The sequence below is a fragment of the Sedimentibacter acidaminivorans genome, from assembly GCF_017873955.1.
Lineage (GTDB): Bacteria > Bacillota > Clostridia > Tissierellales > Sedimentibacteraceae > Sedimentibacter > Sedimentibacter acidaminivorans.
Genome location: NZ_JAGGKS010000005.1, coordinates 166,673 through 190,006 on the forward strand (window position 1 = coordinate 166,673; position 23,334 = coordinate 190,006).

The 23,334-nt window shown below is 29.3% G+C and carries 20 protein-coding genes and 1 riboswitch; of the genes, 15 read left to right on the forward strand and 5 right to left on the reverse strand.

Features of this window, described 5'->3' with window-relative positions; genetic code table 11:
- Position 1: 1 nt before the first annotated feature.
- The 3 genes from J2Z76_RS09625 to tsaD all read left to right on the forward strand — a co-directional run bounded on the left by J2Z76_RS09625 (position 2) and on the right by tsaD (position 2,986).
- Positions 2 to 514, forward strand: a complete 513-nt coding sequence (locus tag J2Z76_RS09625) for a TRAP transporter small permease (RefSeq protein ID WP_209511831.1) — start codon at positions 2 to 4, stop codon at positions 512 to 514.
- Positions 514 to 1,782, forward strand: coding sequence for a TRAP transporter large permease (locus J2Z76_RS09630; RefSeq protein WP_209511832.1), 1,269 nt, complete (start codon positions 514 to 516; stop codon positions 1,780 to 1,782). The genes J2Z76_RS09625 and J2Z76_RS09630 overlap by 1 nt, the downstream gene beginning before the upstream one ends.
- A gap of 181 nt (positions 1,783 to 1,963) precedes the next feature.
- Positions 1,964 to 2,986 (forward strand): tRNA (adenosine(37)-N6)-threonylcarbamoyltransferase complex transferase subunit TsaD, encoded by a 1,023-nt coding sequence (gene tsaD / locus J2Z76_RS09635; protein WP_245210402.1) that lies wholly within the window; start codon positions 1,964 to 1,966, stop codon positions 2,984 to 2,986.
- Between the two features lie 109 nt (positions 2,987 to 3,095).
- On the opposite strand, the gene abc-f is transcribed toward tsaD, so the two are convergent.
- A complete protein-coding gene (abc-f, locus tag J2Z76_RS09640) occupies positions 3,096 to 5,012 on the reverse strand; it encodes a ribosomal protection-like ABC-F family protein (protein ID WP_209511834.1) in 1,917 nt (638 codons plus the stop codon).
- A gap of 49 nt (positions 5,013 to 5,061) precedes the next feature.
- Positions 5,062 to 5,496 (reverse strand): helix-turn-helix domain-containing protein, encoded by a 435-nt coding sequence (locus tag J2Z76_RS09645; protein WP_209511835.1) that lies wholly within the window; start codon positions 5,494 to 5,496, stop codon positions 5,062 to 5,064.
- A gap of 340 nt (positions 5,497 to 5,836) precedes the next feature.
- Here J2Z76_RS09645 and J2Z76_RS09650 point away from each other — a divergent pair, with 340 nt between their 5' ends.
- From J2Z76_RS09650 to glmM, 3 genes are all read left to right on the forward strand, one after another.
- Positions 5,837 to 6,409 carry a hypothetical protein gene (locus tag J2Z76_RS09650; protein WP_209511836.1) on the forward strand — a complete coding sequence of 191 codons (573 nt, stop codon included), beginning with the start codon at positions 5,837 to 5,839 and terminating at the stop codon, positions 6,407 to 6,409.
- Positions 6,410 to 6,493: 84 nt separating this feature from the next.
- Positions 6,494 to 6,599: riboswitch (SAM riboswitch) on the forward strand.
- Between the two features lie 63 nt (positions 6,600 to 6,662).
- Positions 6,663 to 7,586: a homoserine O-acetyltransferase MetA gene (gene metA, locus J2Z76_RS09655; RefSeq protein ID WP_209511837.1), complete on the forward strand. Its 924-nt coding sequence runs from the start codon at positions 6,663 to 6,665 to the stop codon at positions 7,584 to 7,586.
- Positions 7,587 to 7,693: 107 nt separating this feature from the next.
- On the forward strand, positions 7,694 to 9,040 hold the full coding sequence (glmM, locus tag J2Z76_RS09660; RefSeq protein ID WP_209511838.1) for a phosphoglucosamine mutase: 1,347 nt from the start codon (positions 7,694 to 7,696) through the stop codon (positions 9,038 to 9,040).
- 34 nt (positions 9,041 to 9,074) lie between these two features.
- Here glmM and J2Z76_RS09665 read toward each other — a convergent pair whose 3' ends face one another.
- A complete protein-coding gene (locus J2Z76_RS09665; protein WP_209511839.1) occupies positions 9,075 to 9,590 on the reverse strand; it encodes a 2'-5' RNA ligase family protein in 516 nt (171 codons plus the stop codon).
- 148 nt (positions 9,591 to 9,738) lie between these two features.
- Between J2Z76_RS09665 and J2Z76_RS09670 the strand changes: the two genes are divergently transcribed.
- Positions 9,739 to 10,305: a TVP38/TMEM64 family protein gene (locus J2Z76_RS09670; protein WP_209511840.1), complete on the forward strand. Its 567-nt coding sequence runs from the start codon at positions 9,739 to 9,741 to the stop codon at positions 10,303 to 10,305.
- Positions 10,306 to 10,309: 4 nt separating this feature from the next.
- Here the strand turns inward: J2Z76_RS09670 and J2Z76_RS09675 are convergent, their stop codons facing one another.
- Positions 10,310 to 13,180, reverse strand: a complete 2,871-nt coding sequence (locus J2Z76_RS09675; protein ID WP_209511841.1) for an AAA family ATPase — start codon at positions 13,178 to 13,180, stop codon at positions 10,310 to 10,312.
- Positions 13,181 to 13,200: 20 nt separating this feature from the next.
- Entirely contained in the window at positions 13,201 to 13,950 is a 750-nt protein-coding gene (locus tag J2Z76_RS09680; RefSeq protein WP_209511842.1) for a formate/nitrite transporter family protein, read from the reverse strand.
- A 188-nt stretch (positions 13,951 to 14,138) separates the two neighbouring features.
- Between J2Z76_RS09680 and J2Z76_RS09685 the strand changes: the two genes are divergently transcribed.
- The 8 genes from J2Z76_RS09685 (at position 14,139) to J2Z76_RS09720 (ending at position 23,327) form a co-directional block, all read left to right on the forward strand.
- A complete protein-coding gene (locus tag J2Z76_RS09685; protein WP_209511843.1) occupies positions 14,139 to 15,818 on the forward strand; it encodes a formate--tetrahydrofolate ligase in 1,680 nt (559 codons plus the stop codon).
- Positions 15,819 to 16,174: 356 nt separating this feature from the next.
- The gene (locus tag J2Z76_RS09690) at positions 16,175 to 18,199 is read left to right on the forward strand and encodes a urocanate hydratase (RefSeq protein WP_209511844.1); all 2,025 of its coding nucleotides are present in this window, start codon (positions 16,175 to 16,177) and stop codon (positions 18,197 to 18,199) included.
- Between the two features lie 26 nt (positions 18,200 to 18,225).
- A complete protein-coding gene (ftcD, locus tag J2Z76_RS09695) occupies positions 18,226 to 19,116 on the forward strand; it encodes a glutamate formimidoyltransferase (protein WP_209511845.1) in 891 nt (296 codons plus the stop codon).
- Positions 19,117 to 19,190: 74 nt separating this feature from the next.
- Positions 19,191 to 20,438 carry an imidazolonepropionase gene (gene hutI / locus J2Z76_RS09700; protein ID WP_209511846.1) on the forward strand — a complete coding sequence of 416 codons (1,248 nt, stop codon included), beginning with the start codon at positions 19,191 to 19,193 and terminating at the stop codon, positions 20,436 to 20,438.
- Position 20,439: 1 nt separating this feature from the next.
- Positions 20,440 to 21,066, forward strand: coding sequence for a cyclodeaminase/cyclohydrolase family protein (locus J2Z76_RS09705; RefSeq protein WP_425347561.1), 627 nt, complete (start codon positions 20,440 to 20,442; stop codon positions 21,064 to 21,066).
- Positions 21,067 to 21,140: 74 nt separating this feature from the next.
- Positions 21,141 to 21,578: a histidine utilization transcription antiterminator HutP gene (locus J2Z76_RS09710; RefSeq protein ID WP_209511847.1), complete on the forward strand. Its 438-nt coding sequence runs from the start codon at positions 21,141 to 21,143 to the stop codon at positions 21,576 to 21,578.
- A 26-nt stretch (positions 21,579 to 21,604) separates the two neighbouring features.
- Positions 21,605 to 22,516 carry a selenium metabolism-associated LysR family transcriptional regulator gene (locus J2Z76_RS09715; RefSeq protein ID WP_209511848.1) on the forward strand — a complete coding sequence of 304 codons (912 nt, stop codon included), beginning with the start codon at positions 21,605 to 21,607 and terminating at the stop codon, positions 22,514 to 22,516.
- A 268-nt stretch (positions 22,517 to 22,784) separates the two neighbouring features.
- Entirely contained in the window at positions 22,785 to 23,327 is a 543-nt protein-coding gene (locus J2Z76_RS09720; protein ID WP_209511849.1) for an HD domain-containing protein, read from the forward strand.
- Positions 23,328 to 23,334 lie beyond the last annotated feature (7 nt).

Consider the following 23,334-nt stretch of genomic DNA (forward strand, 5'->3'; position numbering starts at 1 on the left):
TATGATTAAAATTAAAAATTTCTATGACAAATTAGAAGAATATCTATTGGTTAGCAGTTTAATAATAAATGTTATAATTGTTTTTTCACAAGTTATTATGAGATCAGTATTTAACTATTCTCTTTCTTGGACAGAAGAGCTTTCTAGGTACATATTTATATGGCAAACATGGCTAGGAACGAGTACTGCTTTAAAATATGATCAGCACATAAAAGTAGATCTTATATATACACTTGTTAAAAATGAAAAAATTAAAAAAGTATTTAAAATTTTAGCTTATTTGATTTGGTTTGCTTTTAGTTTATTTCTTGTATATATTGGATGGAAACTTACTAAATCTATGGCAAGTAGAAATGCTCTATCATCAGGAATGAGAATATCGTTGGTATTTGTATATATTGTACTTCCGATTAGCTCATCGCTTGTTTGCCTTAGATTGATACCAAAAATTTATGCTAATATTAAAAATATTATCACTCCTGATGATAATATATCAAAAGGGGGTAACGTGTAATGGAAGCTATAACATTATTTGGTTCATTCTTTATTTTGTTATTCTTGTCTGTTCCGATTGGGTATTCAATTGGTATAGCTACTTTACTGTCATTATTAATACACTCAAATATACCTTTATTGGTGATAGCACAAAATTCAATTGCTGGAATAGATAGTTTTCCGCTATTGGCGATTCCGTTTTTTATGTTAGCGGGTAACCTAATGAGCAGTGGCGGTATAGCTAAAAGATTAGTAAATTTCTTTGAGAGTTGCATAGGACATAAAACTGGTGGGTTAGGAATGGTTACCGTTGTAGTATGTATGTTTTTCGCTGCTATTTCTGGTTCCGCAGTCGCTACAGTTTCAGCAGTAGGTGCTTTCATGATACCAGAAATGGTTAGTCATGGATACAATAAATCTTTTAGTGCTGCCTTAACAGCTGCGGCTGGAACTATAGGGGTAATTATTCCACCAAGCATACCATTCGTAATATATGGTGTAGTATCAGGAACATCAATTACTGATTTATTTACTGCAGGATTTTTGCCAGGTATTATGATGGGCGGAGCTTTAATGCTTGTTTGTTATATTGTATCTAAGAAATATGGATACAAAGGTAAAGCTGAAAAAGCTACTTGGAAAGAAAGATGGATAGCATTTAAAGATTCATTTTGGGCTATTTTATCACCTGTTATTATACTTGGAGGAATTTATTCTGGGTATTTTACACCTACGGAAGCGGCTGTGATTTCTGTTGTTTATTCGTTCATAGTTGGTGTATTTGTTTACAAAGAACTAGATATAAAAGGTGCTTACAATTCTTTTAAAGATACGATAGTGGTTAATGGAGCAACAACTTTTATGGTTGGGCTTTCAACAGCATTTGCGGTATTTTTAACTATGGAGCAAATACCAGCTATGATAGCTAATACTATTATAGGAATTACAGATAATGGTATAATAATATTGTTGCTAATTAACATATTCCTATTAGTTGTGGGAATGTTTATTGATAATATACCAGCAACAATTATACTGAGTCCAATATTACTACCAGTGGTTAAATCTCTAGGGATGTCTCCTGTAACATTTGGTATTATGCTGACAATGAATTTGGCTATTGGATTTTGTACTCCTCCATATGGAATAAATTTGTTTGTTGCATCTGCTATATCAAAGGTATCTATGGAAAATATGTCAAAACAAATTATGAAAATGATATTAGCGTTGGTAATCGTATTGTTACTAATAACGTTTATTCCGTTTTTTACAATGATGTTTTTATAAAAATATAAAATATAATTAAATAATACACTAAAAGGAGTTTTTATCCCTTTTAGTGTATTTGTTTTAGATGAATATTATATAAAAGGTATGCTTAAATTAGTAATATCTATTCTATATAAAATAATTGCATAAAACATGTCAACATAGTATAATCAAAACAAAGTTGTATATGGAGGAAAAAATGAAAGATAACAATATACTAATATTAGCGATTGAATCCTCATGTGATGAAACAGCTGCATCGGTAGTTGAAAATGGAAGAAATGTATTATCTAATATTATTTCATCTCAAATAGAAATTCACAAAGAATTTGGAGGGGTAGTACCAGAGGTAGCATCGAGGAAACATATAGAAAATATAAATGATGTAGTTATGGAAGCTTTATATAAAGCAAATATTTCTTATAATGAACTAGATGCAATAGCAGTTACATATGGTCCTGGATTAGTAGGAGCACTTTTAGTAGGTATTAACTTTGCTAAGGGACTATCATACGCATGGCAAAAACCATTAATAGGTGTAAACCATATAGAAGGACACATATGTGCAAATTATATTGAAAACAAAGAACTTCAGCCACCATTTGTCTGTTTGGTAGCCTCTGGAGGTCATACTCATTTAGTTTTTGTAAAAGCTTATGGCGAGTATGAAATTATGGGAAAAACAAGAGATGATGCTGCTGGTGAAGCATATGATAAAGTAGCAAGAGCGATAGGACTTGGCTATCCTGGTGGACCATTGATAGATAAAGTTGCGAAATTGGGTAATAGAGAAGCTATAAGATTTCCAAGGGCTGTTATAGATGATAATACTTTAGATTTTAGTTTTAGCGGACTAAAATCAGCAGTATTAAATTACATACACAACAGTGAACAAAAAAAAGAAAAAATAGTTGTAGAAGATATTGCGGCAAGTTTTCAGGAAGCAGTTGTAGATGTTCTTGTGGAGAAAACAATTAAAGCTGCACAATATAAAAATTGTAATATTATTACTTTAGCTGGTGGGGTTGCATCTAATAGTCGGCTTCGAGAAATATTGCAGGAAGAATGTAATAAGAATAATTATAAATTATTCAAACCATCTCCGATTTTTTGTACTGATAATGGTGCTATGATAGGGAGTGCATCATATTATAAATATTTAAAAGGTGAATTTTCAAATTCATCATTAAATGCAATGCCAAATTTAGAACTTGCAAAATGATTAACAGATAAATTGAAAAAGTTATCAACAGCTGTGCATAAAGCTGTTGATACAGTAATATAGCTAAGAAGTTATCCACAAACTATCAACATTAGGTGGATAACTTTTTTTAGTTTTCTTGAAGTTCTGACCATGTAGTATATAATTCTTCCAATTTTATTTTTGAAATGTTTAATCTTTCATTTATATTAATAATTAGATTTTTGTCGTCGTATGTTGAAGGTTGACATAATTCTAGTTCCAATTCTGATATTTCATTTTCATGCATTTCAATTTGGAATTCAATATCTTTTATCAACTTTTGCTGAGCTTTTCTATCCTTAATTATTTCTCGTTCCTTTTTCTTTTCTGCATTAATTTGAGTTTTAGTTTTTAATATCATTTCTTCATCGTCTTTTTCATTAAGTTCAGCCTTTTTTTCAAGGTAATAATCATAATTTCCTAGATACTCAAAAACACCATCTTTTGACATATCTATAATTTTATTTGTAACCTTGTTTAAAAAGTACCTGTCATGAGAAACTACAAGAATAGTTCCGTCATAGTTTAGTAGTGAGTCTTCCAAAACTTCCTTAGAATCTATATCTAGATGATTAGTAGGTTCATCCATTAATAGAAAATTTGATTTGGAGGTCATAAGTTTTAAAAGAGATAATCTGCTTTTTTCACCACCACTTAAATCACTAATAATTTTAAATAAGTCATCACCATTGAATAAGAAATTAGCTAACATTGTTCTTATATCATAATAATTTAAATCAGGACTTTCATCCCAAATTTCATCAATAACTGTATTTTCATTATTCAGACTAGTTTGTTCTTGATCGTAATATCCAATATTAACATAATGTCCCAAAGTCATATCTCCAGTATAGGATAATAATTTATTTGCAATTATTTTTAGTAATGTGGATTTTCCTATACCATTTGGGCCTATTATTCCAACTCTTTCGCCTTTATATATATTAAAGCTAATATTATTAAAAACTGTATGCTCGTTAAAACTTTTAGATAAATTTTCTACGAGTAAAACATCTCTTCCACTTTTAACTTTAGGAGTAAATCGCAGTTTTACTTTTCTATTGTCAATAGAAGGTTTATCCATTTTTTTAATTTTGTCTAACATTTTTTGTCTGCTAAATGCTTGTCTTATATTTCTTTTGCTTCCATAATTATGGAGGCGATTAATCATTTCTTCTTGCCTTTCTATTTCTTTTTCATATTCTTCATATTTCTTCATATCTTGTTCTAATTCTGCTTTGCGTTTTTTCATAAACTGAGAATAATTACCGCTGTATGATTTTAAGTTTGAGTTTTCCATAAGGAAAATTCTGTTTACTGTATTATCAAGGAAATATCTATCATGAGATATAACAATAACAGTACCTTTGAAATCTTTTATATACTTTTCCAACCATGAAATAGCATCTATATCTAAATGGTTAGTAGGTTCATCTAATAGTAGTATGTCTGCCTTTTCTAAGAGTAATTTGGCTAGCATAACTCTACTTTTCTGTCCGCCACTCAATAAATTAATAGGTTTTTCAAATTCATTTTCTGAAAACCCAAGGCCTTTTAATACACCACGTATTAAGCTTTTGAAACTGTATCCATCAGCTTCAACAAATTGTTCGTTTAATTTAGCATAGGAGTTCATTAAAATTTCAAGTTTTTCTGCATCATCACTTTCAGTGAAACTGCTGATTTCATGTTCCATTATATGAAGCTCTTCTTCTAATTTTATAACATATTCATAAGTTAAAAGCATTTCATCCATAATACTTTTTGAGCTTTCAATATGAGTGTTTTGCTTTAGATAACCGAGCTTTTTCCCCTTTGCTTTAAAAATAGTTCCTTTATCATAGTCTAATGAACCTGTTAATATATTAAATAATGTTGTTTTGCCAGCTCCGTTTAATCCAACCAAACCAACTTTTTCATTATCATTAATAGCAAATGAAACATTCTCAATAATATTATCAACTACATAAGCCTTGGATATATTATTGCAAGATAAAATAATCATTAAAACAGTCCTTTCATAAATTAATCAATTATAAAATAAAGTAAAGTTACTATACATCTTCTTTATTATTTATGGTATTTCTTATGTCATTGCTCATTAAAGAAAGTGAATCCATCATAAGTTGAAGGCATTTAATTAAATAAACCTTTGTTTCATAATTAATTAATTTTTCGTTAAATACAGTATTTTCATTTCTTTTAATTTGTAATAGCATTTTTTTTAGTTCTTTGGAAACATCATATAATTCCTTTTTTTGGAAATTGCATAGAAATTCAGCGTTAGGCACGTCTGATTTACCTAGCAAATAATCAGTTGAAACATTAAAATAATATGACATTTTAAGAATTAAATCTTTGTTTGGTGTCCTTTTGCCACATTCGTACAAAGATATTGACGACTCTGATAAATTAAGTATTTCACCAAGCTTCTTAGCAGTCAGATTGTGCTCTAAACGTAATTGTCGTATTCTCTCATTTAATTCCATAATACCGCCAACTTTAATTATAATAATATACGTAAGTATACTTACTACATTATAATAGATAGATATGTTAAAATCAACATACCTTGAAAAAAATTGCAATCCAAATTATTACAATTAGTAAAGTAAAAGAACATAGGTACGATAAAAGTTGACAAATTGCAAAGAATAGTTTAATATATTAATATAATGCTTTTTACAAAATAAGACAAATTTAGATTTTATAATTTATATAACTTTGTTATTTATATAGAAATTTAGCATTGCTAGAGTTGAGCATATTTTATTGGGTACATAGCAACTAATAAAATATTTACTAACTTTATTAAAGGAGGTATTTAATGTGAAAAAATTTAATTGTAATACCAATTTAATTTCAGATGGTTATGTAAAATTTTACAATTTTGATGATCTTTATGAAAACTATGAAAGTTTATTACGTAATCAAGAATATAAATATAATAATAACCATAATTTTTGCTGTGATAGGTATTTACTAGCTACAGTAGTGGGTTGTATTGAAGGAAATATAAAAATAGATGTTGAGAGTAATTCTTGGTATATTTGGTTTGGTCAATATCATGCTGGATATAAAGTAGATAGTAATAAAAAATTTCCTTACATTTTATTAAGCATTTATGAATTTATTAAAAACCATGATGAATATTATAATTTTATAAAAAAGTATTATGATTTGTGGCATTGTGTACCTAAATATGAAAATCTAGAATTTTTTTATGATGAGTTTCATATCATGGATATGCAAGATAATTATAAAAATCTGTTAACTACAATGAATAGAGATTTAAAAATTGCAAAGAAAAATATGGACAACTGTATTATAATGACGTATGAAATATTATATAGTTCATTATTGAAATTATTTTTTAGTCAAAAGATGTATAATTTAAATTGAGGAAAGAAATTCTAAAGGAAAAAATCATTGACAAATAATGTGCATTAATATAAAGTAGTGATAAAGTTAAAAATTAAATAATACTTCTTATCAAGAGAGATGGAGGGACTGGCCCTTTGAAATCTCAGCAACCTACAGCAAGACTGAAAGGTGCTAATTCCCACAAGGTTTTAACTTTGATAGATGAGAGGATAGTTGTTTGTAAGGTCTATCTTCGGAGGGCCTTTTTATTTTATATTAAAGGAGAATATTTATGCCAGTGATAATACCGTCTAATTTACCAGCTAATAGAATAATGAGAGAAGAGAATATTTTTGTTATGGACAAAGAGAGAGCCGAAAAACAAGATATAAGACCCCTCGAGATTGCTCTAGTAAATCTTATGCCTACGAAAATTCAAACAGAGACACAATTTGTTAGGCTTCTTTCAAACACACCAATACAAATAAATGTAGAATTTATTCAGACGATTACTTATGAATCGAAAAATATATCAGAAAGTCATATGAAAAGTTTTTATAAGAGTATAAAAGATGTCAAAAATAAAAAATTTGATGGTATGATAATTACAGGTGCACCTGTTGAACTAATGAATTTTGAAGATGTTGATTATTGGGATGAAATAAAGGAAATATTAGATTTTTCTGTAAATAATGTAACCTCATCTATGTATATTTGCTGGGGAGCACAAGCTGCTATGCATCACTTTTATGGGTTGGAAAAAAAAGAACTTCCAGCAAAAATGTTTGGAGTATTTGAACATGAAAAAAGAGATGATACCTGTATGCTATTAAATGGATTCGATGATATTTTTTATGTGCCACATTCAAGGCATACTGAAATAACTACTAAAGATATAAAAAAAGTGGATGAACTAATTATTTTAGCGGAGTCAAATGATGCTGGTGTGCATATTGCAGTAACTGATGATTACAGCAAAATTTTTATCATGGGGCATTCAGAGTATGATCCTGAAACCTTAAAAAATGAATATGATAGGGATATTAGTCAAGGCAAATCAATAAATGTTCCTAAAAATTATTATCCTAATGATAATCCCAAAAATCCACCATTTGTTAAATGGAGAGGTCATGCTAATTTACTTTTTAAAAATTGGATAAACATTATTTATCAAGAGACACCATATAACATAAGTGAAATTGGCAAAAAAAAATAATTGTAAAAAGATATTGTTGTAATTTATAAATTGTAATGATATCTTTTATTTTATCATCGAATGTGATACAATAAATTACTAATATATAATTATTATTTGGAGGAAATATGGGAAAATTATTCGGAACTGATGGAGTAAGGGGAATTGCAAATAAAGATTTGTCAGCAGAATTATCATATAAATTAGGCCGTATAGGGGGATTTTTTTTAACAAAAGGTAAAAAAAGACCTAAAATGGTAGTCGGTATGGATACTCGCATATCAGGAGATATGCTAGAAGGAGCTTTATCTGCAGGGCTTAATTCTGCTGGAATTGATGTACTTTATCTAGGTGTGTTACCTACTCCTGCTGTAGCATGTATGATTAAGATATTAGATGCAGATGGTGGAGTAATGATTTCTGCTTCACATAATCCAGTTGAATATAACGGTATTAAGTTCTTTAATAATGACGGCTATAAATTAACGGATGAAATTGAAAATACAATAGAAGAATATATATTGAATAATTTAGATATAGAATACATACCTGAGAGTGGTGATGTTGGAAGGAAAATTAGAATCGAAAATCCAGTTAGAAGGTATATGGACTTTTTAAAAGAAACCATAGATGTTGACTTTGCAGGCTTAAAAGTGGCTGTCGATTGTGGAAATGGAGCAGTATATAAGGCTGCACCAGAACTTCTTAGTGAGCTTGGAGCACAAGTATATGTTATGCACAATGATCCTAATGGAATAAATATAAATGTTAATTGTGGATCAACTAATACTTCAGAAATTGAAAAGCTAGTACTTGAGACCGGAGCTGATGTAGGCCTATCTTTTGATGGTGATGCAGATAGGCTTATTGCAGCAGATGAAAATGGACATATAGTTGATGGTGATCATATACTTGCTATATGTGGAATGCATATGAAAGAAAAAGGAAAATTAAAAAGCAATACAATTGTTGGAACTGTTATGACTAATATGGGGCTAGATATATGTCTTAAAGAAAATAACATTGAAATAATTAAAACTAAAGTAGGAGATAGATATGTTTTAGAGGAAATGATAAAAGGGCATCATTCTATAGGGGGAGAACAATCTGGGCACATAATATTTTTAGATCACAATACTACTGGTGATGGGTTATTGACTGCAATTCAAATATTAAGTGTTATAAAGGAAAAAAGTACTAAGCTTTCAAAATTGGCTTCTGTTATGACTGTTATGCCGCAGGTATTAGTTAATGCAAAAGTTGATAAAGACAAAAGAAATGGTTATCTTGAAGATGAAATTATAAAGAATAAAATAGATGAAATAGAAAAATACTTTCATGGAAATGGTAGGGTTCTGATTAGGCCATCAGGAACAGAGCCACTTGTAAGAGTTATGATAGAAGGTAAAAATCAAGAAGAATTAAATCAATATGCAAAAGAATTAGCTGATTTAATAGAAGAAAGACTTAATTAACAATGAAAGAGCAGCTGTTGCTGCTCTTTCATTGTTAATCCATCGTTTTGTTATGTTCTAAAGGTATTTTCATATAGGGAAGATATATTGACTTTTCTTTAGGTTGTTGATAGATTATTATTGAATTTGAAGTGAAATTAGGAGAGGGTATGAGCGTTTGTTCTGCCCTCTTTTTTATAAAATCAATATCTATGTGTTTTTTTGGTCTTTGCTTTACGATTGTCAGATGGGGAACAAACTTCCTTTTTTCTTTTTTAAGATTCAATTTATCAAAAATTGTTTCATATAAATTTAATAGTTCTGGTGAATAAACATCTATGTAAAGAACTCTGTTACCAAAGCTACATAATTGGCCGAGTTTAATATCAAAAGGGTGATTTTTTTTGCATATTTCTGATATTTCCTTTATAAATGAGTCATCATCAGGTAGAGCAGGCGGTGGAACTAATGTTATGTGAGGTTCTGTTGTATAAAATTTAAATTCAGCACGAAGCATTTCTATTTTATTTTTATAATTTTTGGGAATTTTTAAACCAATAAAGTATTTCATATAATTTATCCTTTCTTTGATATACTAAGTATATATTTTTTTATAAAAAAATCAATTGAAAATATATATAAGCTTTTATATTATTATAATAAATTGCTAATTAAATACGTAGATTTATAAAAATTAGAAATGAAATTGAGAGGTAAAAATGGAGTATACTGATTTTCTATTAAAATTTGTTGAACAAGGTGGGCCATTAGTGGGAATATTTTTACCTATACTTGAAGCATTTATACCAATATTGCCTTTAGTTGGGTTTGTAATAATAAACGTTGGAGTTTTTGGGTTCTTTTGGGGATACATATATTCATGGATAGGAAGCTGTATAGGGTCATTTTTGTTGTTTTTAATTATAAAAAAAGTTGAAGGAAAAAGGTTAGAAAGTAAAATAAAAGAAAGCAAATACAAAGGTACACTAGATAAAATTAGAAGGAAAAATTTCTCAGTTTTATTTATTTTGTATTGCTTTCCTTTTACACCATCATTCTTGATTAGTGGTACTTCAGCACTTTCTAACATGAATACAAAGAAATTCTTAACTGCATTAATTCCAGCTAAATTAATAATGATGATATCACTTTCGTTTATAGGAGTTAATGTAAAGTCATTTTTAAAAAATCCAATGAAGTCAATTATTTTTGTTGTAATAATAATACTTTTTAACTTACTATGTAAGAAAATAGTAGATAGATATGAAAAAAAACATAGAAAATAATAAATTAAATTAAAAGTTTTCTAACCTTTTCAGATAGAATAAGTGACTTAGGGTTATTTATTTTTTTAGCAAACTCACTTGCTTTTTTATAGTGTAAATAAGCTTCGTTAACATTTTTTTTATTAAGTTCTATCATTGCTGCATAACATTCGGCAATATCTCTACCCCATATAGTTCCATTTTTTTTAAATAATGATATGGATTTATAAATATATTCTTCAGATTCTTCATATTTCTTCATTTCGTATAGAACCTGACCTAAATTCGAATAAAAAATATCTAGTCCTTTTGTTATTTCGTTTTCAGTGCACAAATCTATTGATTGTTTAAAGTAGTCATATGCTATATTGTAATTTCCAATACCTTTGTTCATTTGTCCTAAATAATTATAACATGCTGATATACTTAGTGTATATTTGTTACTTATTTGATTTAAACTTGAAAAAATTACAAGAGACTCATTTAATAGTTTTGTTGCATCATCATATTTTTTTGTTTTTATATAATAAAGTCCTTTTAATCTTAGTATTGTGCCCCTTTCTTCTATATTATCATTTTTTTCAAGTAACTTTAAACTTTTATTAATATATTTATACATTACGGGAATATCATTAACCTGAATACAATAGAAAATCATTTGTTTGTAATTATTTAGCAAGTATATATTGTTTTCCAGTTTTTCTGCAATTCTCATACTTGAATCGATTTTTTTTAGTCCAATTTCGTATTCGCCTGTTGATATGTAGTATCTTCCAGATAAATAAGATACCTCCATTTTGATTTTTAAAAATTCGGTATCAGTTTCGCTTAGATTATTTAACTCTTTAGAAATTTCAGATAGTTTTTGTTCTACACTAAATATGTCTTCAGACTCAGTAAAATAATTAGCCTTTGAATAAAAAACAGGATATGTTTCATGATAAACTGTATAGTAATTTGTGAGGTTTTCTACTTTATATTTTAACGCCTTATATACATTTCCACATTTTTCAAAATGATATATTAAATTAGCATATAAATACTTATTTCCTGATGATTTAAAGCATTCTTCAAAATAAAGGCCAATTTTTTCATGTAGAATATTTTTCTTTCCTACTGATTGACATTCATAGATATATTCTCGAATTTTTTGGTGTGTAAAGCTGTAAAAAATGTCTTTATCAGTAATTAGCTCTTGAATTAGATGCTTTTCCTGCAATGATTCTATTATATCAAAAATATACAATTCATCAAATGAAACTAAAATTTTTAAGCAATCTATGCTTACCTTGTCAAAAAATAATGAAATATTGTTCAATAGTGTCTTTTCATCTTTTGTTAAATCCATGATTCTACTTTTTATTATATTTGTAGCTTTTGACGATAGTTCTCGTGTATATCCTTTTTCTTTTACTACCTTTAATAATTCAATGAGAAATAAGGCATTTCCCTCGGTATCGTTATAAATATTAGTTATTAAGTTATTATCTATGCTATTTGGAGAAAGAAATTCAGATACTATATTTCTAGTTTCTTCAAATGAAAAACGATGTAGTTTTATTTTTGTTATTAAGTCTTTACTAGCTAATGGAACTATAAAAGAAGATAATGTATTTTCAAAATCATCACGATATGCTCCTATAAATAATACTTTTTTATTTTTGAAATGAAAGACAATATTAGAAAGCAATAATCGGCTCATTTTATCCATCCATTGTAAATCATCAAATACAAATATTATATTTTTTTTATCCGATAATTTTTCTAGAAGATGTATTATGGCATCAACTGCAATTTCATATCTTGTTGTATCTATTTGCTCAATATTATCAAACTTTGTACTCATTATCTCGTTGTTAAATGTTGGAAATACATAACTTATTATTTGCTCTTGGGCAGAAGAAAGGTGTATTTTTTCTGATTTAACGTAATTTCCTAAAATAGAAAAAATACTATGCCAAGGCTTTAAGAAGAAATCTTCTTCTGCATTATAACAAACTGACCTTAAAACAATGTTCTTTTCTACGTTTAATGATAAAATTATTTTATTAATTAATGATGTTTTACCAATACCAGCTTCTCCGGTTATAAGCATGGAAGTTCCAGATGTTGTTAAGAAATTGTTTATGTTGTTATTTATTGCATAAAGTTCATTGTATCTACCATAAAAGTATACCTTAGAATCGTCCGTCATGATTGAAGTATCTTTTAATTTAAGTATTTCTTTAAACATTTTTTTTGAATTCGGTTCTGGTCCAATATCTAACTCGCGTTTTAATATATCGGTTAAATCATAGTAAAGTTTAATTGCCTTATTATAATCTCCTGATAAAGCATAAATTTTCATTAAATATCGATAGGTTTTTTCATTGTAAGGATCGTTATCGATTAGGATGTTGCTATATTTTTGGATGCTCTTGAAGTCTCCAATATTCACTAGTTCATTTACTTTTTTTGAAACAGAATTTGTGTATATTTTTTTATATTCTTCTTTTTTTCCTGAAACCCAGTTTTCAAAATCATAACAATTTTTTATTAAGAAATTACCTAGGAAATCTCCCGTATATTTATTTATAATATTTGAGGGGGTTATACTATCAATATCTATTTCTATATTAATATCACTATTAAATTCAATAACAGATTTAGATACTGATGAAAATATATCGTCACATAATGTTTTTTTTATTTTATATATAGCATCTCTTAAGTTTTTTCTAGCAGATGTTTCATCGTTATCAGCCCAAAAAATATTAATTGCTTCTTCCCTAGTAATTTTTTTATTAATGCAAACATAATAAAATAATCCCTCTGATTTTTTGTAAGGGAAATATACTTCTTTATTATTGAATTTTACTATAGGGTCTCCTAACAATAAAACTAAAATATTTTTCATTTTTGCACCTTCTTTGAAATTTATGAATGGGAATAATAAATTCGATTGTATACTAAAGGTATTAAAATTCCTCCGCCTACAAAATTTCCTATTGTTACTGGCACTAAATTGTTTAAAAATATTTGACTAAATGTAATTGATGAATCAAACATTGCACCCATTGGTAATAAAAACATATTTGCTACGCAGTGTTCATAACCACAAAATACGAATAACATTACGGGGAACCAACAACCTAGAAGTTTTCCGGTTGTATCTTTAGCTGTAGTAGCAAACCATACACCTAATGATACTAGGATATTACATAAAATGCCTTTTGTAAATGCTTCAACAAAAGTTAGAGAAAGTTTAGAATGCGCAACAGAAACAATAACTTCAGAAAGCTTAGGGTTCTTGTAAATACCACTAAAGTAAAGCATCATAACTATGAATAAAGAACCAATAAAGTTTCCTATGTAAACTTGAACCAAAGTTTTGAAATATTCACCACTAGTTATTTTCTTTTGAACTAAAGCAAATGTCATCAAGCAGTTTCCTGTGAACAATTCGCCACCAACTATAACAATAAGCATTAAACCAACTGGGAAAATAGCAGCTCTTAAAAACGGTATAGAATATGAAACCATATATCCTTGAGCTCCTAGTGATATGTATATACCAGCCATTATACTCATTAATAACCTTTTCTCTGTTGACATTCTAGCTTTATTTTGACCTGTTAATATCAGAGAATCTGAAGTTTCTTTGGGTGTTAAATAATTATTGTTCAAGATTATGTCTCCTTTATAAATTATTAATATATTTTTCCTATCGACAATCGATACCATTTAATGATATATTATATTTAGAATAAAATCAATGGATATTCATAAAATGCAGATTAAAAGGTTAATATATCTGTAGACGTTTTTTAGACGAGTGTTGAATATGATTATTAAAAATGCTTTAGGAGGATTTTATGAAATTTTTAAGTGATATCGAAATTGCACAGCAAGCAACTATGAAAGTAATAAATACTATATGTGAAAAAGCTAATATTCCAGATCAATTTGTAGAGAACTATGGTAAGTATAAAGCTAAAATTGATTACAGATACTTGCAAAATGAGTTAAAGGATAATGAAGATGCAAAACTTATCCTCGTTACTGCCATAAATCCTACACCTGCTGGTGAAGGTAAAACAACAACAACTATAGGGTTAGGAGATGCTCTTACTAAACTTGATAAAAAAACTATTATAGCACTTCGTGAACCATCATTAGGACCTGTATTTGGCGTTAAGGGTGGAGCAGCAGGTGGAGGATATGCACAGGTTGTTCCTATGGAAGATATAAACCTTCATTTTACAGGAGATTTTCATGCAATTGGAGCTGCAAACAATCTTTTAGCAGCAATGATTGATAATCATATTCATCAAGGAAATGAACTCAATATTGATACTAGAAGAATAATGTGGAGAAGGGCTGTCGACATGAATGACAGACAACTAAGACATATAGTTGATGGTCTTGGAGGAAAAACAGAAGGAGTGACTAGAGAAGATGGATTTGATATTACAGTAGCTTCAGAGGTAATGGCTATATTCTGTCTTTCAAACGATATTATAGATTTAAAAGAAAAGTTAGGGAAAATAATAGTAGCTTACACTAGAGATGGTCAGCCTGTTACTGCAGGACAATTAAAAGCAAATGGAGCAATGGCAGCATTGTTAAAAGATGCTTTAAAACCAAATGTCGTACAAACTCTTGAAGGTACACCAGCATTTATACATGGAGGACCTTTTGCAAACATAGCTCATGGCTGTAATAGTGTTATAGCAACAAGGATGGCTAGTAAAATAGCAGATTATACTGTAACTGAAGCAGGATTTGGAGCTGACTTAGGAGCAGAAAAATTCATAGATATAAAATGTCGTAAAACTGGTTTAAAGCCAAGTGCAGTAGTTATAGTTGCTACAGTTAAAGCATTAAAATATAATGGTGGAGTTCAAAAATCTGATTTAGGAACAGAGAATCTTGAAGCTTTAGAAAAAGGTATACCTAATTTACTAAAGCATGTTGAAAATATTACACAAGTATTTAAATTACCAGCTGTAGTTGCAATAAATAAATTTCCAACAGATACGGATGCTGAATTGAAGCTTATAGAAGATAAATGTAAAGAACTTGGAGTTAATGTTGCACTTTCAGAAGTTTATGCAAAAGGTGGAGAAGGTGGAATTGAATTAGCAAAAGAAGTATTAAGATTAACTGAAACAGAAAGTAATATGGAATTTGCGTATGATTTAGATGCACCTATAAAGGAAAAAATAAAATCAATAGCAAGAAAGTTATATGGTGCCGATGATGTAGAATTTGCACCAAAAGCAAATAAAGAAATATTAAATTTTGAAAAACTTGGATTTGGAAATCTTCCTATATGTATGGCAAAAAATCAATACTCAATGACGGATAATGCTAAAATTTTAGGAAGACCTACTGGATTTAAAATAACAATAAGAGATATAACAATATCAGCAGGGGCAGGATTTCTAGTTGCTCTTACAGGTGATATAATGAAGATGCCAGGTTTACCAAAGGTACCAGCAGCAGAAAATATTGATGTTGATGTTAATGGAAAAATAAAAGGTTTGTTTTAATAAATAAAAATGTTCTATAGGGTAGATATTTTATAAATTCTGCCCTATAATTTTTTTATCCAAGTATATAAAAAAATTATGCCTAACACAATGGTTTGGCATAATTAAAAATATTTATAAAAAAACAAGGGGGAGAGGTAATTCGTAAGTTAATTTATTGTTATAAATTAACCTATAACTTATTATAAAAAGACATGCTTTAAGAAAACTTAAGAACCTATAACTAAAGTATTTTTTGAAGTATTAATATAGTTATTTTTATTTAAGGTATTTTATGTAGTATATTAGACGAATTATCGACGAAAATATAATATAATTAATTATATTATAAAAAGCAAAAAATAGGAGGAATTATCATGGTAAACAATTTAGACATATCAAAAGCAATGACTATAAAGTTAGATGACATACTGCCAGAATATCCTGAATTTAAGGAAGGTGTTAGAAGAGCTCCTAAAAGAGAACTTACATTAAATGAAAGAGAAATAAAACTTGCTCTTAAAAATGCTTTAAGATATGTGCCAGAAAATTTACATGAAGTATTGGCACCGGAGTTCTTAGAAGAATTAATGACTAGAGGCAGAATATATGGTTACAGGTTCATGCCTAAGGAAAGAATATATGGTAAACCAATAGATGAATATAAAGGTAAATGTGTTGAAGGTAAAGCTTTTCAAGTTATGATAGATAACAATCTTAATCATGAAGTTTCCTTATATCCATATGAGCTAGTTACTTATGGTGAAACAGGTCAGGTATGTCAGAACTGGATGCAGTATCAATTGTTGAAAAAATATTTAGAGGAATTAACAGATGAACAAACATTAGCAGTTATGTCAGGTCATCCTATGGGATTGTTCAAATCACATAAAACAAGCCCAAGAGTTTTAATAACTAATGGTATGATGATTGGTATGTTTGATAATCCTCATGATTGGGCAAAAGCTACAGCTATGGGATGTTCAAGCTATGGACAAATGACTGCAGGTGGTTGGATGTATATAGGGCCACAAGGTATAGTTCATGGAACATTTAATACTTTGATTAATGCAGGAAGAAAAGAACTTGGTATTCCTGATGATAAAGATCTAGCTGGACATTTATTTATTACCTCAGGGCTTGGTGGAATGAGTGGTGCTCAACCTAAGGCTGTTGAAATAGCAAATGGAGTAGGTATAGTTGCTGAGGTTGACTATTCTAGAATTGTAACTAGACATGACCAAGGTTGGGTTAGTTTAATTACTTCGGATCTAGAAGAAGCATTTAGAGTTGCTCATGAATATATGGAGAAAAAACAAACTATATCAATTGCATATCATGGAAATATAGTAGACCTTTTAGAATATGCTGTAGAAAAAAACATTCATATAGATTTATTATCAGACCAAACATCATGTCATGTTCCATATGATGGAGGATATTGTCCAAAAGGATTTACTTTTGAACAAAGGACTGAGTTGTTAAATTCAGATAAAGAAAAATTCTCAGAAGAAGTAAATAAAACATTAGGGGATCATTACAGAGCAGTAAAAACTTTAGTAGATAGAGGAACTTATTTCTTTGACTATGGTAATGCATTTATGAAAGCTGTTTTTGATTCAGGAGTTAAAGAAATAGCTAAAAATGGCGAAGATACAAGCGAAGGTTTCATATGGCCTTCATATGTTGAAGATATAATGGGACCAATGCTGTTTGATTATGGATACGGTCCATTTAGATGGGTTTGTTTAAGTGGTAAACCAGAAGATTTAAGAAAAACAGACCATGCTGCTATGTCTGTTATTGATCCAAATAGAAGAGGTCAAGACAGAGATAATTATATATGGATTAGAGATGCAGAAAAAAATAAATTGGTAGTTGGAACACAAGCTAGAATTCTTTATCAAGATGCTTTAGGTAGAAGAGATATAGCTCTTAAATTCAATCAAATGGTTAGAGACGGTGAAATAGGACCTGTAATGTTAGGTAGAGACCATCATGATACAGGTGGAACAGATTCTCCATTTAGAGAAACATCAAATATATATGATGGAAGCAATGTAACTGCAGATATGGCAATTCACTGCTATGCAGGAAATGCAGCAAGAGGAATGAGTTTAGTAGCTCTACACAATGGTGGTGGAGTTGGAATAAGTAAGTCAATAAATGGTGGATTCGGAATGGTATTAGATGGTAGTGAGAGAGTAGATGAAATACTTAAAAAATCAATACCTTGGGATACTATGGTTGGAGTATCTAGAAGAAGCTGGGCAAGAAATGAACATTCTATAGAAACTACAATGGAATATAATAAGCAATTTGCAGGACAGGATCACATAACAATACCATATGTAGCATGTGATGACTTAATAGAAGAAACAGTAAAAAAATACAACAAATAAAACATGATATAATTTGGAGGAAAAAAATGAATAAAATTATCGAATGTGTTCCTAATTTTAGTGAGGGCAGAGATTTAAACAAAGTTGAAAAGATTCTTGATATCTTTAGAGGAAAACAAGATTTAAAATTATTAGATTATAGCAGTGACGAAGATCATAACAGAAGTGTTGTAACAATAGTTGGAGAACCAGAGGCTTTAAAAAAAGCTATGGTTGAAGCTATAGGTAAAGCAATTGAATTAATTGATTTAACAAAGCATGAAGGACAGCATCCTCGTATGGGAGCAGTTGATGTAATACCTTTTATTCCAATAAAAAATGTAACTGTTGATGAGGCTGATAATCTTGCTAAAGAAGTTGCAAAAGAAGCATCTGAAAAGTATGGATTACCTTTCTTCCTATATGAAAAATCTGCAACTCAATCTCATAGAGAAAATCTTGCTACTGTAAGAAAAGGTCAATTTGAAGGTATGGCTGAAAAAATGAAAGACGATAAGTGGAAACCTGACTTTGGTCCTGAAACAATTCATCCTACAGCAGGAGTTACTGCAATAGGTGCAAGAATGCCATTAGTTGCATACAACATCAATCTTTCAACTAATAATTTAGAAATAGCAAGTAAAATTGGTAAACAAGTTAGACACTTAAGCGGTGGTTTTAGATACGTTAAAGCTATGGGTATAGAGCTTGAAGATCGAGGTATTGTTCAAGTATCAATGAATTTAACTGACTATACAAAAACTTCAATTTATAGAGTTTTTGAAACTGTAAAAATGGAAGCAGCTAGATATGGAGTAAATATTGTAGGAAGTGAAATAGTTGGACTTTTACCAATGCAGGCGCTTGTTGATACAGCAGATTATTATTTAAGACTTGAAAATTTCAGCATGGATCAGGTATTAGAAACAAGACTTTAATATATTGTAGAGTAAATTATATGTGAGCAATTAAGTACTAAGTACTTAATTGCTCATTAAAAAGGAGTTTTGATATGAGTAAATTAATTATTAAAAATGCATCTGAACTTGTTACTTGTAAAGGAAAAAGCCCAAAACACGGCAAAGATATGTCAGATATAGGAATGATAAAAGATGGCTGTGTTGTTATTGAAGATGAAATAATAGTTGATGTGGGTTCTACTGAAGAAATATTGAAGAAATATAACGAACAAGATTATGAAATTATAGATGCTAAGGATAAAGCTGTGTTACCTGGATTTATAGATTCACATACACACTTCATTTTTGGTGGATATAGAGCAGATGAGTTCTCGTGGAGACTTAGAGGCGACAGCTATATGTCTATAATGGAAAGAGGCGGTGGGATAACTAGTTCAGTTAGATCAACTAGAAACACATCTCTAGAAGAGTTTATTAATATTGGCAAGAAACGGTTAGATAAAATGATGGCAATGGGAGTAACTACGGTAGAAGGAAAAAGTGGATATGGTCTTGATTGCGAAACAGAATTAAGACAACTAGAAGCTATGAAAGAATTAAATAAAACTCATGCAATGGATATTGTACCTACTTTTTTAGGACCTCATAGTGTACTGCCTGAATATAAGGGAAAAGAAAATGAATTTCTTGATATGATGATTAATGAAGTTTTGCCAGTTGTTGCAGATAAAGGTCTTGCTGAGTTTGCAGATATATTTTGTGAGAAAAATGTATTTTCAATTGAACAATCAAGAAAATTTTTAAGTAGTGCAAGAAAATTAGGATTAAAATTAAAAATACATGCAGATGAAATTGTACAATTAGGTGGAACAGAACTTGCTGTTGAACTTTCTATGTCTTCTGCTGATCACTTATTACAGGCATCAGACGAAGGTATTAAACAATTATCGCAGTCAAATGTTATAGCGACTCTACTACCTGCAACAGCATTTTGCTTAAAAGAAGAATATGCAAGAGGAAGATTTATGATAGATTCTGGATGCGCTGTGGCTTTAGCTACAGATTTTAATCCAGGAAGCTGCTTTACAAACTCTATTCCTTTAGTTATTGCACTTGCTGCATTGCATATGAAAATGTCTATTGAAGAGATAATATCAGCATTGACTATAAATGCTGCAGCTGCAGTAGGAAGAGAAGATAAGGTAGGAAGTATTGAAATTGGTAAAAAGGCGGATATAGTAATACTTGAATATCCATCGATTCATTTTCTTCCATATCACGTCGCAGTAAATATAGTTGAAACAGTTATAAAAAATGGAAAAGTTATTAAGGGAGAGTAAAATGAATTCTATGATGAAAAATATGACTTTAGTTGATTTTGCAGCTAAAGTAGCTTCAAATTCACCAGTTCCTGGTGGTGGAAGTATGGCAGCTGTTTGTGGTGCATTAAGCGCTTCATTAGCAGAAATGGTTGCAAATCTAACGGTTGGAAAGAAAAAATACGTTGAAGTTGAATCAGAAATGAAAGCAATAGCTGAAAAAGCTTTAGAAATAAGAGAAAAATTGCTAGATGATATACAAAGAGACAGTGATTCATATGATAAAGTTATGGCTTCGTATAAAATGCCAAAAGAAACAGATGATGAAAAAATAATACGACAAAATGCAATTCAAGAAGGATTAAAATTAGCTGCTTCTGTTCCATTAGATATAGCAGAAACATCACTTGAAATTTTACCTTTGACAGAATCAGTGGTTACAAAGGGAAATGCAAATGCTGTTACAGATGGACTTGTTGCTTGTATGATGGCAAGGACAGCAGTATTATCAGCACTATTTAATGTAAAAATCAATTTAGATTCAATAACTGACCAAGATTTTGTAAAAGCAATGAAAGATAAAGTTAATAGTATTGAAACTAAAACTATTGAGAGTGAGAAAAAAATATTAGATAAGTCACCATTTTAATGGTATAATAAGAGGGAATAATATCCCTCTTTTTTTACGAATTAAAATATTATAGTAGTGCAAAGGAGTATTTCATGGAGAAAAAAGGAATTGGAAAAATTGCATTAATGTTAGCACTTACTTCAGGAGACATAGATAATATTAAAAATTATTATGAGAGTAAAAATTATGTAATATATAAAGGACAGGCAGGTTCAATGGACCCTAAAAAAATTGTTGCAGCTATTGAAACTGCCGCTTCAAGGGAAGACATTATAAGAGAAAACTATCATGAAGAACATGCACTTTACCATTCAATAATCGAAGCCCTAAGTGGTTATTGTAGAGGTCAAGTAATGTTAGGTGAAGTTTTAAGAAGTGCAGGACTAACTTTTACAATTGTTAGAGGTCCTTTGATAGAGGGTGACAGATCAAGTGGAAATTGGATAGCCATTGTCCTTTATGGGCAGATAGGTTCACCAAGAAGAGGGTTTGAACATGAAGCAATAGGCATGGGCATACAGCCAATATAATAGTTTTTGATAGAACAGGAGAAGAAATGAACACATCTTACTTAAGAACATTTATTGAAGTAGTGAACTTAAGAAATATCTCACGAGCTGCTGAAAAATTATTTATTACTCAACCTGCAGTTTCAAAACAACTTCAGTTATTAGAAAAGGATTTTGGAGCAGTGTTATTGAAAAAAAACGGGAGAGAAATAATACCTACTGATGATGGACACTTGCTATATAAATATGCAATAAATATACTAAATGAAGAAAATAAAATATATTCTAAATTGAGAAATGAAGAAAATGAGTTGTCAGGAGAATTATGTATATATACCAGCTCTTTGCCAGCAGATTATTATATTCATGATTTAATAATTGATTTTAGCAAGGCATATCCAAATGTTACATATAATATAAAAAAAGTTGATTCAAAAGAAGTTTACAACTTTATAGAAGATGGATTGACTAGTTTTGGTTTTACAGGTACTACATATAAAAACAGAAAAATAAAAAATATTTGTATAGCAGAAGATGAAGTAATACTTATTGCATCAAAAAATAAATATGATGAATACAAAGATAAAAAAGTTGATATTAGTACGTTAATGTCAGAAAATTTTATTTTAAGGGAAAAAGGCTCTGCAACTTTAAAAACATTCGAAGAAATGTTAAATAAAAAAAATATAAGACTTGAAGATTTAAAAGTTAAAGTTCAAGTTGAAGATAATGAATTAATCAAAATTTTTGTACATAACAATATGGGATTAGCAGTAATGTCAAAAATTTCAGTAGAAAGAGAAATAAACAAAGGATTAATATACCCTATTGCTGTTGAAAAATTAGATTTGAACAGAAAATTATTCTATGTATATCACGAAGATAGATATTTTTCTAAGTTAGAGGAGACATTTAAGGAATATATAATAGAAAAGTTTATATCATCTTCGGATATGTAAGTAGAGTCCGAGGAAACCTCGGACTCTTTTCTTAATATATGACTAACAGTCTTCTTCACCGCAGAAGTTAAACAATACCACTAACAATAAGAAGAAAAATAGTAAGTTAGTGCCACCTGCACCTCCAACGTTGTTACAACCACCGAAAAATCCCATATATAAACCTCCTTAAATGTTTTGTTTTCTTATTATATGTCTAAGGGGTTATACTGTTACAGTGTAAATTAAAATTAAAAGCAATATATTGTTTCAAATTGAGGATAAAATAATGATTATGAAAAAATTAGATAAAGAATATATAGAAATAGTTAAGGATATATTAAGTCTAAAAGAATTTAAGGCAACTAAAAATATAAAACATCACGGCAATGGAGTTTACGAGCACAGTGTTAATGTTTCGTATTTATCTTATAAAATTGCAAAAAAAATTAATGCTGATTATTTTTGTGCTGCTAGAGCAGGATTGCTACATGATTTTTTCTATTTTGATTGGAGAAGTGAAGAAGCAAAAATTAGAAGAAAAAGCTATAAGGGATTAGAAAAGATTACTAAAATGCATGGATTTGCACATCCATTTGAAGCATATGAAAATGCTTCAAAGTATTTCACTCTGAATAAAAGAGAAAAGGATGTAATTATGAAACATATGTTTCCACTTGTTCCGATTTTTCCAAGATACATTGAAAGCTGGATTGTATCAATATCCGATAAGATAATAGCAACACAAGAAATTTATTATGAAATTATAAATGTTGTTAAAGCTTTGATAAATAAAAAAAACATAATAATTAGGACAAGTAGAAGCTTTTAAAGGGACG

Coding starts and splice junctions, on each gene's coding strand:
- J2Z76_RS09625 (WP_209511831.1), top strand. CDS start 2: ATGATTAAAATTAAAAATTTCTATGACAAATTAGAAGAATATCTATTG.
- J2Z76_RS09630 (WP_209511832.1), top strand. CDS start 514: ATGGAAGCTATAACATTATTTGGTTCATTCTTTATTTTGTTATTCTTG.
- tsaD (WP_245210402.1), top strand. CDS start 1,964: ATGAAAGATAACAATATACTAATATTAGCGATTGAATCCTCATGTGAT.
- abc-f (WP_209511834.1), bottom strand. CDS start 5,012: ATGATTATTTTATCTTGCAATAATATATCCAAGGCTTATGTAGTTGAT.
- J2Z76_RS09645 (WP_209511835.1), bottom strand. CDS start 5,496: ATGGAATTAAATGAGAGAATACGACAATTACGTTTAGAGCACAATCTG.
- metA (WP_209511837.1), top strand. CDS start 6,663: ATGCCAGTGATAATACCGTCTAATTTACCAGCTAATAGAATAATGAGA.
- glmM (WP_209511838.1), top strand. CDS start 7,694: ATGGGAAAATTATTCGGAACTGATGGAGTAAGGGGAATTGCAAATAAA.
- J2Z76_RS09665 (WP_209511839.1), bottom strand. CDS start 9,590: ATGAAATACTTTATTGGTTTAAAAATTCCCAAAAATTATAAAAATAAA.
- J2Z76_RS09670 (WP_209511840.1), top strand. CDS start 9,739: ATGGAGTATACTGATTTTCTATTAAAATTTGTTGAACAAGGTGGGCCA.
- J2Z76_RS09675 (WP_209511841.1), bottom strand. CDS start 13,180: ATGAAAAATATTTTAGTTTTATTGTTAGGAGACCCTATAGTAAAATTC.
- J2Z76_RS09685 (WP_209511843.1), top strand. CDS start 14,139: ATGAAATTTTTAAGTGATATCGAAATTGCACAGCAAGCAACTATGAAA.
- J2Z76_RS09690 (WP_209511844.1), top strand. CDS start 16,175: ATGGTAAACAATTTAGACATATCAAAAGCAATGACTATAAAGTTAGAT.
- ftcD (WP_209511845.1), top strand. CDS start 18,226: ATGAATAAAATTATCGAATGTGTTCCTAATTTTAGTGAGGGCAGAGAT.
- hutI (WP_209511846.1), top strand. CDS start 19,191: ATGAGTAAATTAATTATTAAAAATGCATCTGAACTTGTTACTTGTAAA.
- J2Z76_RS09705 (WP_425347561.1), top strand. CDS start 20,440: ATGAATTCTATGATGAAAAATATGACTTTAGTTGATTTTGCAGCTAAA.
- J2Z76_RS09710 (WP_209511847.1), top strand. CDS start 21,141: ATGGAGAAAAAAGGAATTGGAAAAATTGCATTAATGTTAGCACTTACT.
- J2Z76_RS09715 (WP_209511848.1), top strand. CDS start 21,605: ATGAACACATCTTACTTAAGAACATTTATTGAAGTAGTGAACTTAAGA.
- J2Z76_RS09720 (WP_209511849.1), top strand. CDS start 22,785: ATGATTATGAAAAAATTAGATAAAGAATATATAGAAATAGTTAAGGAT.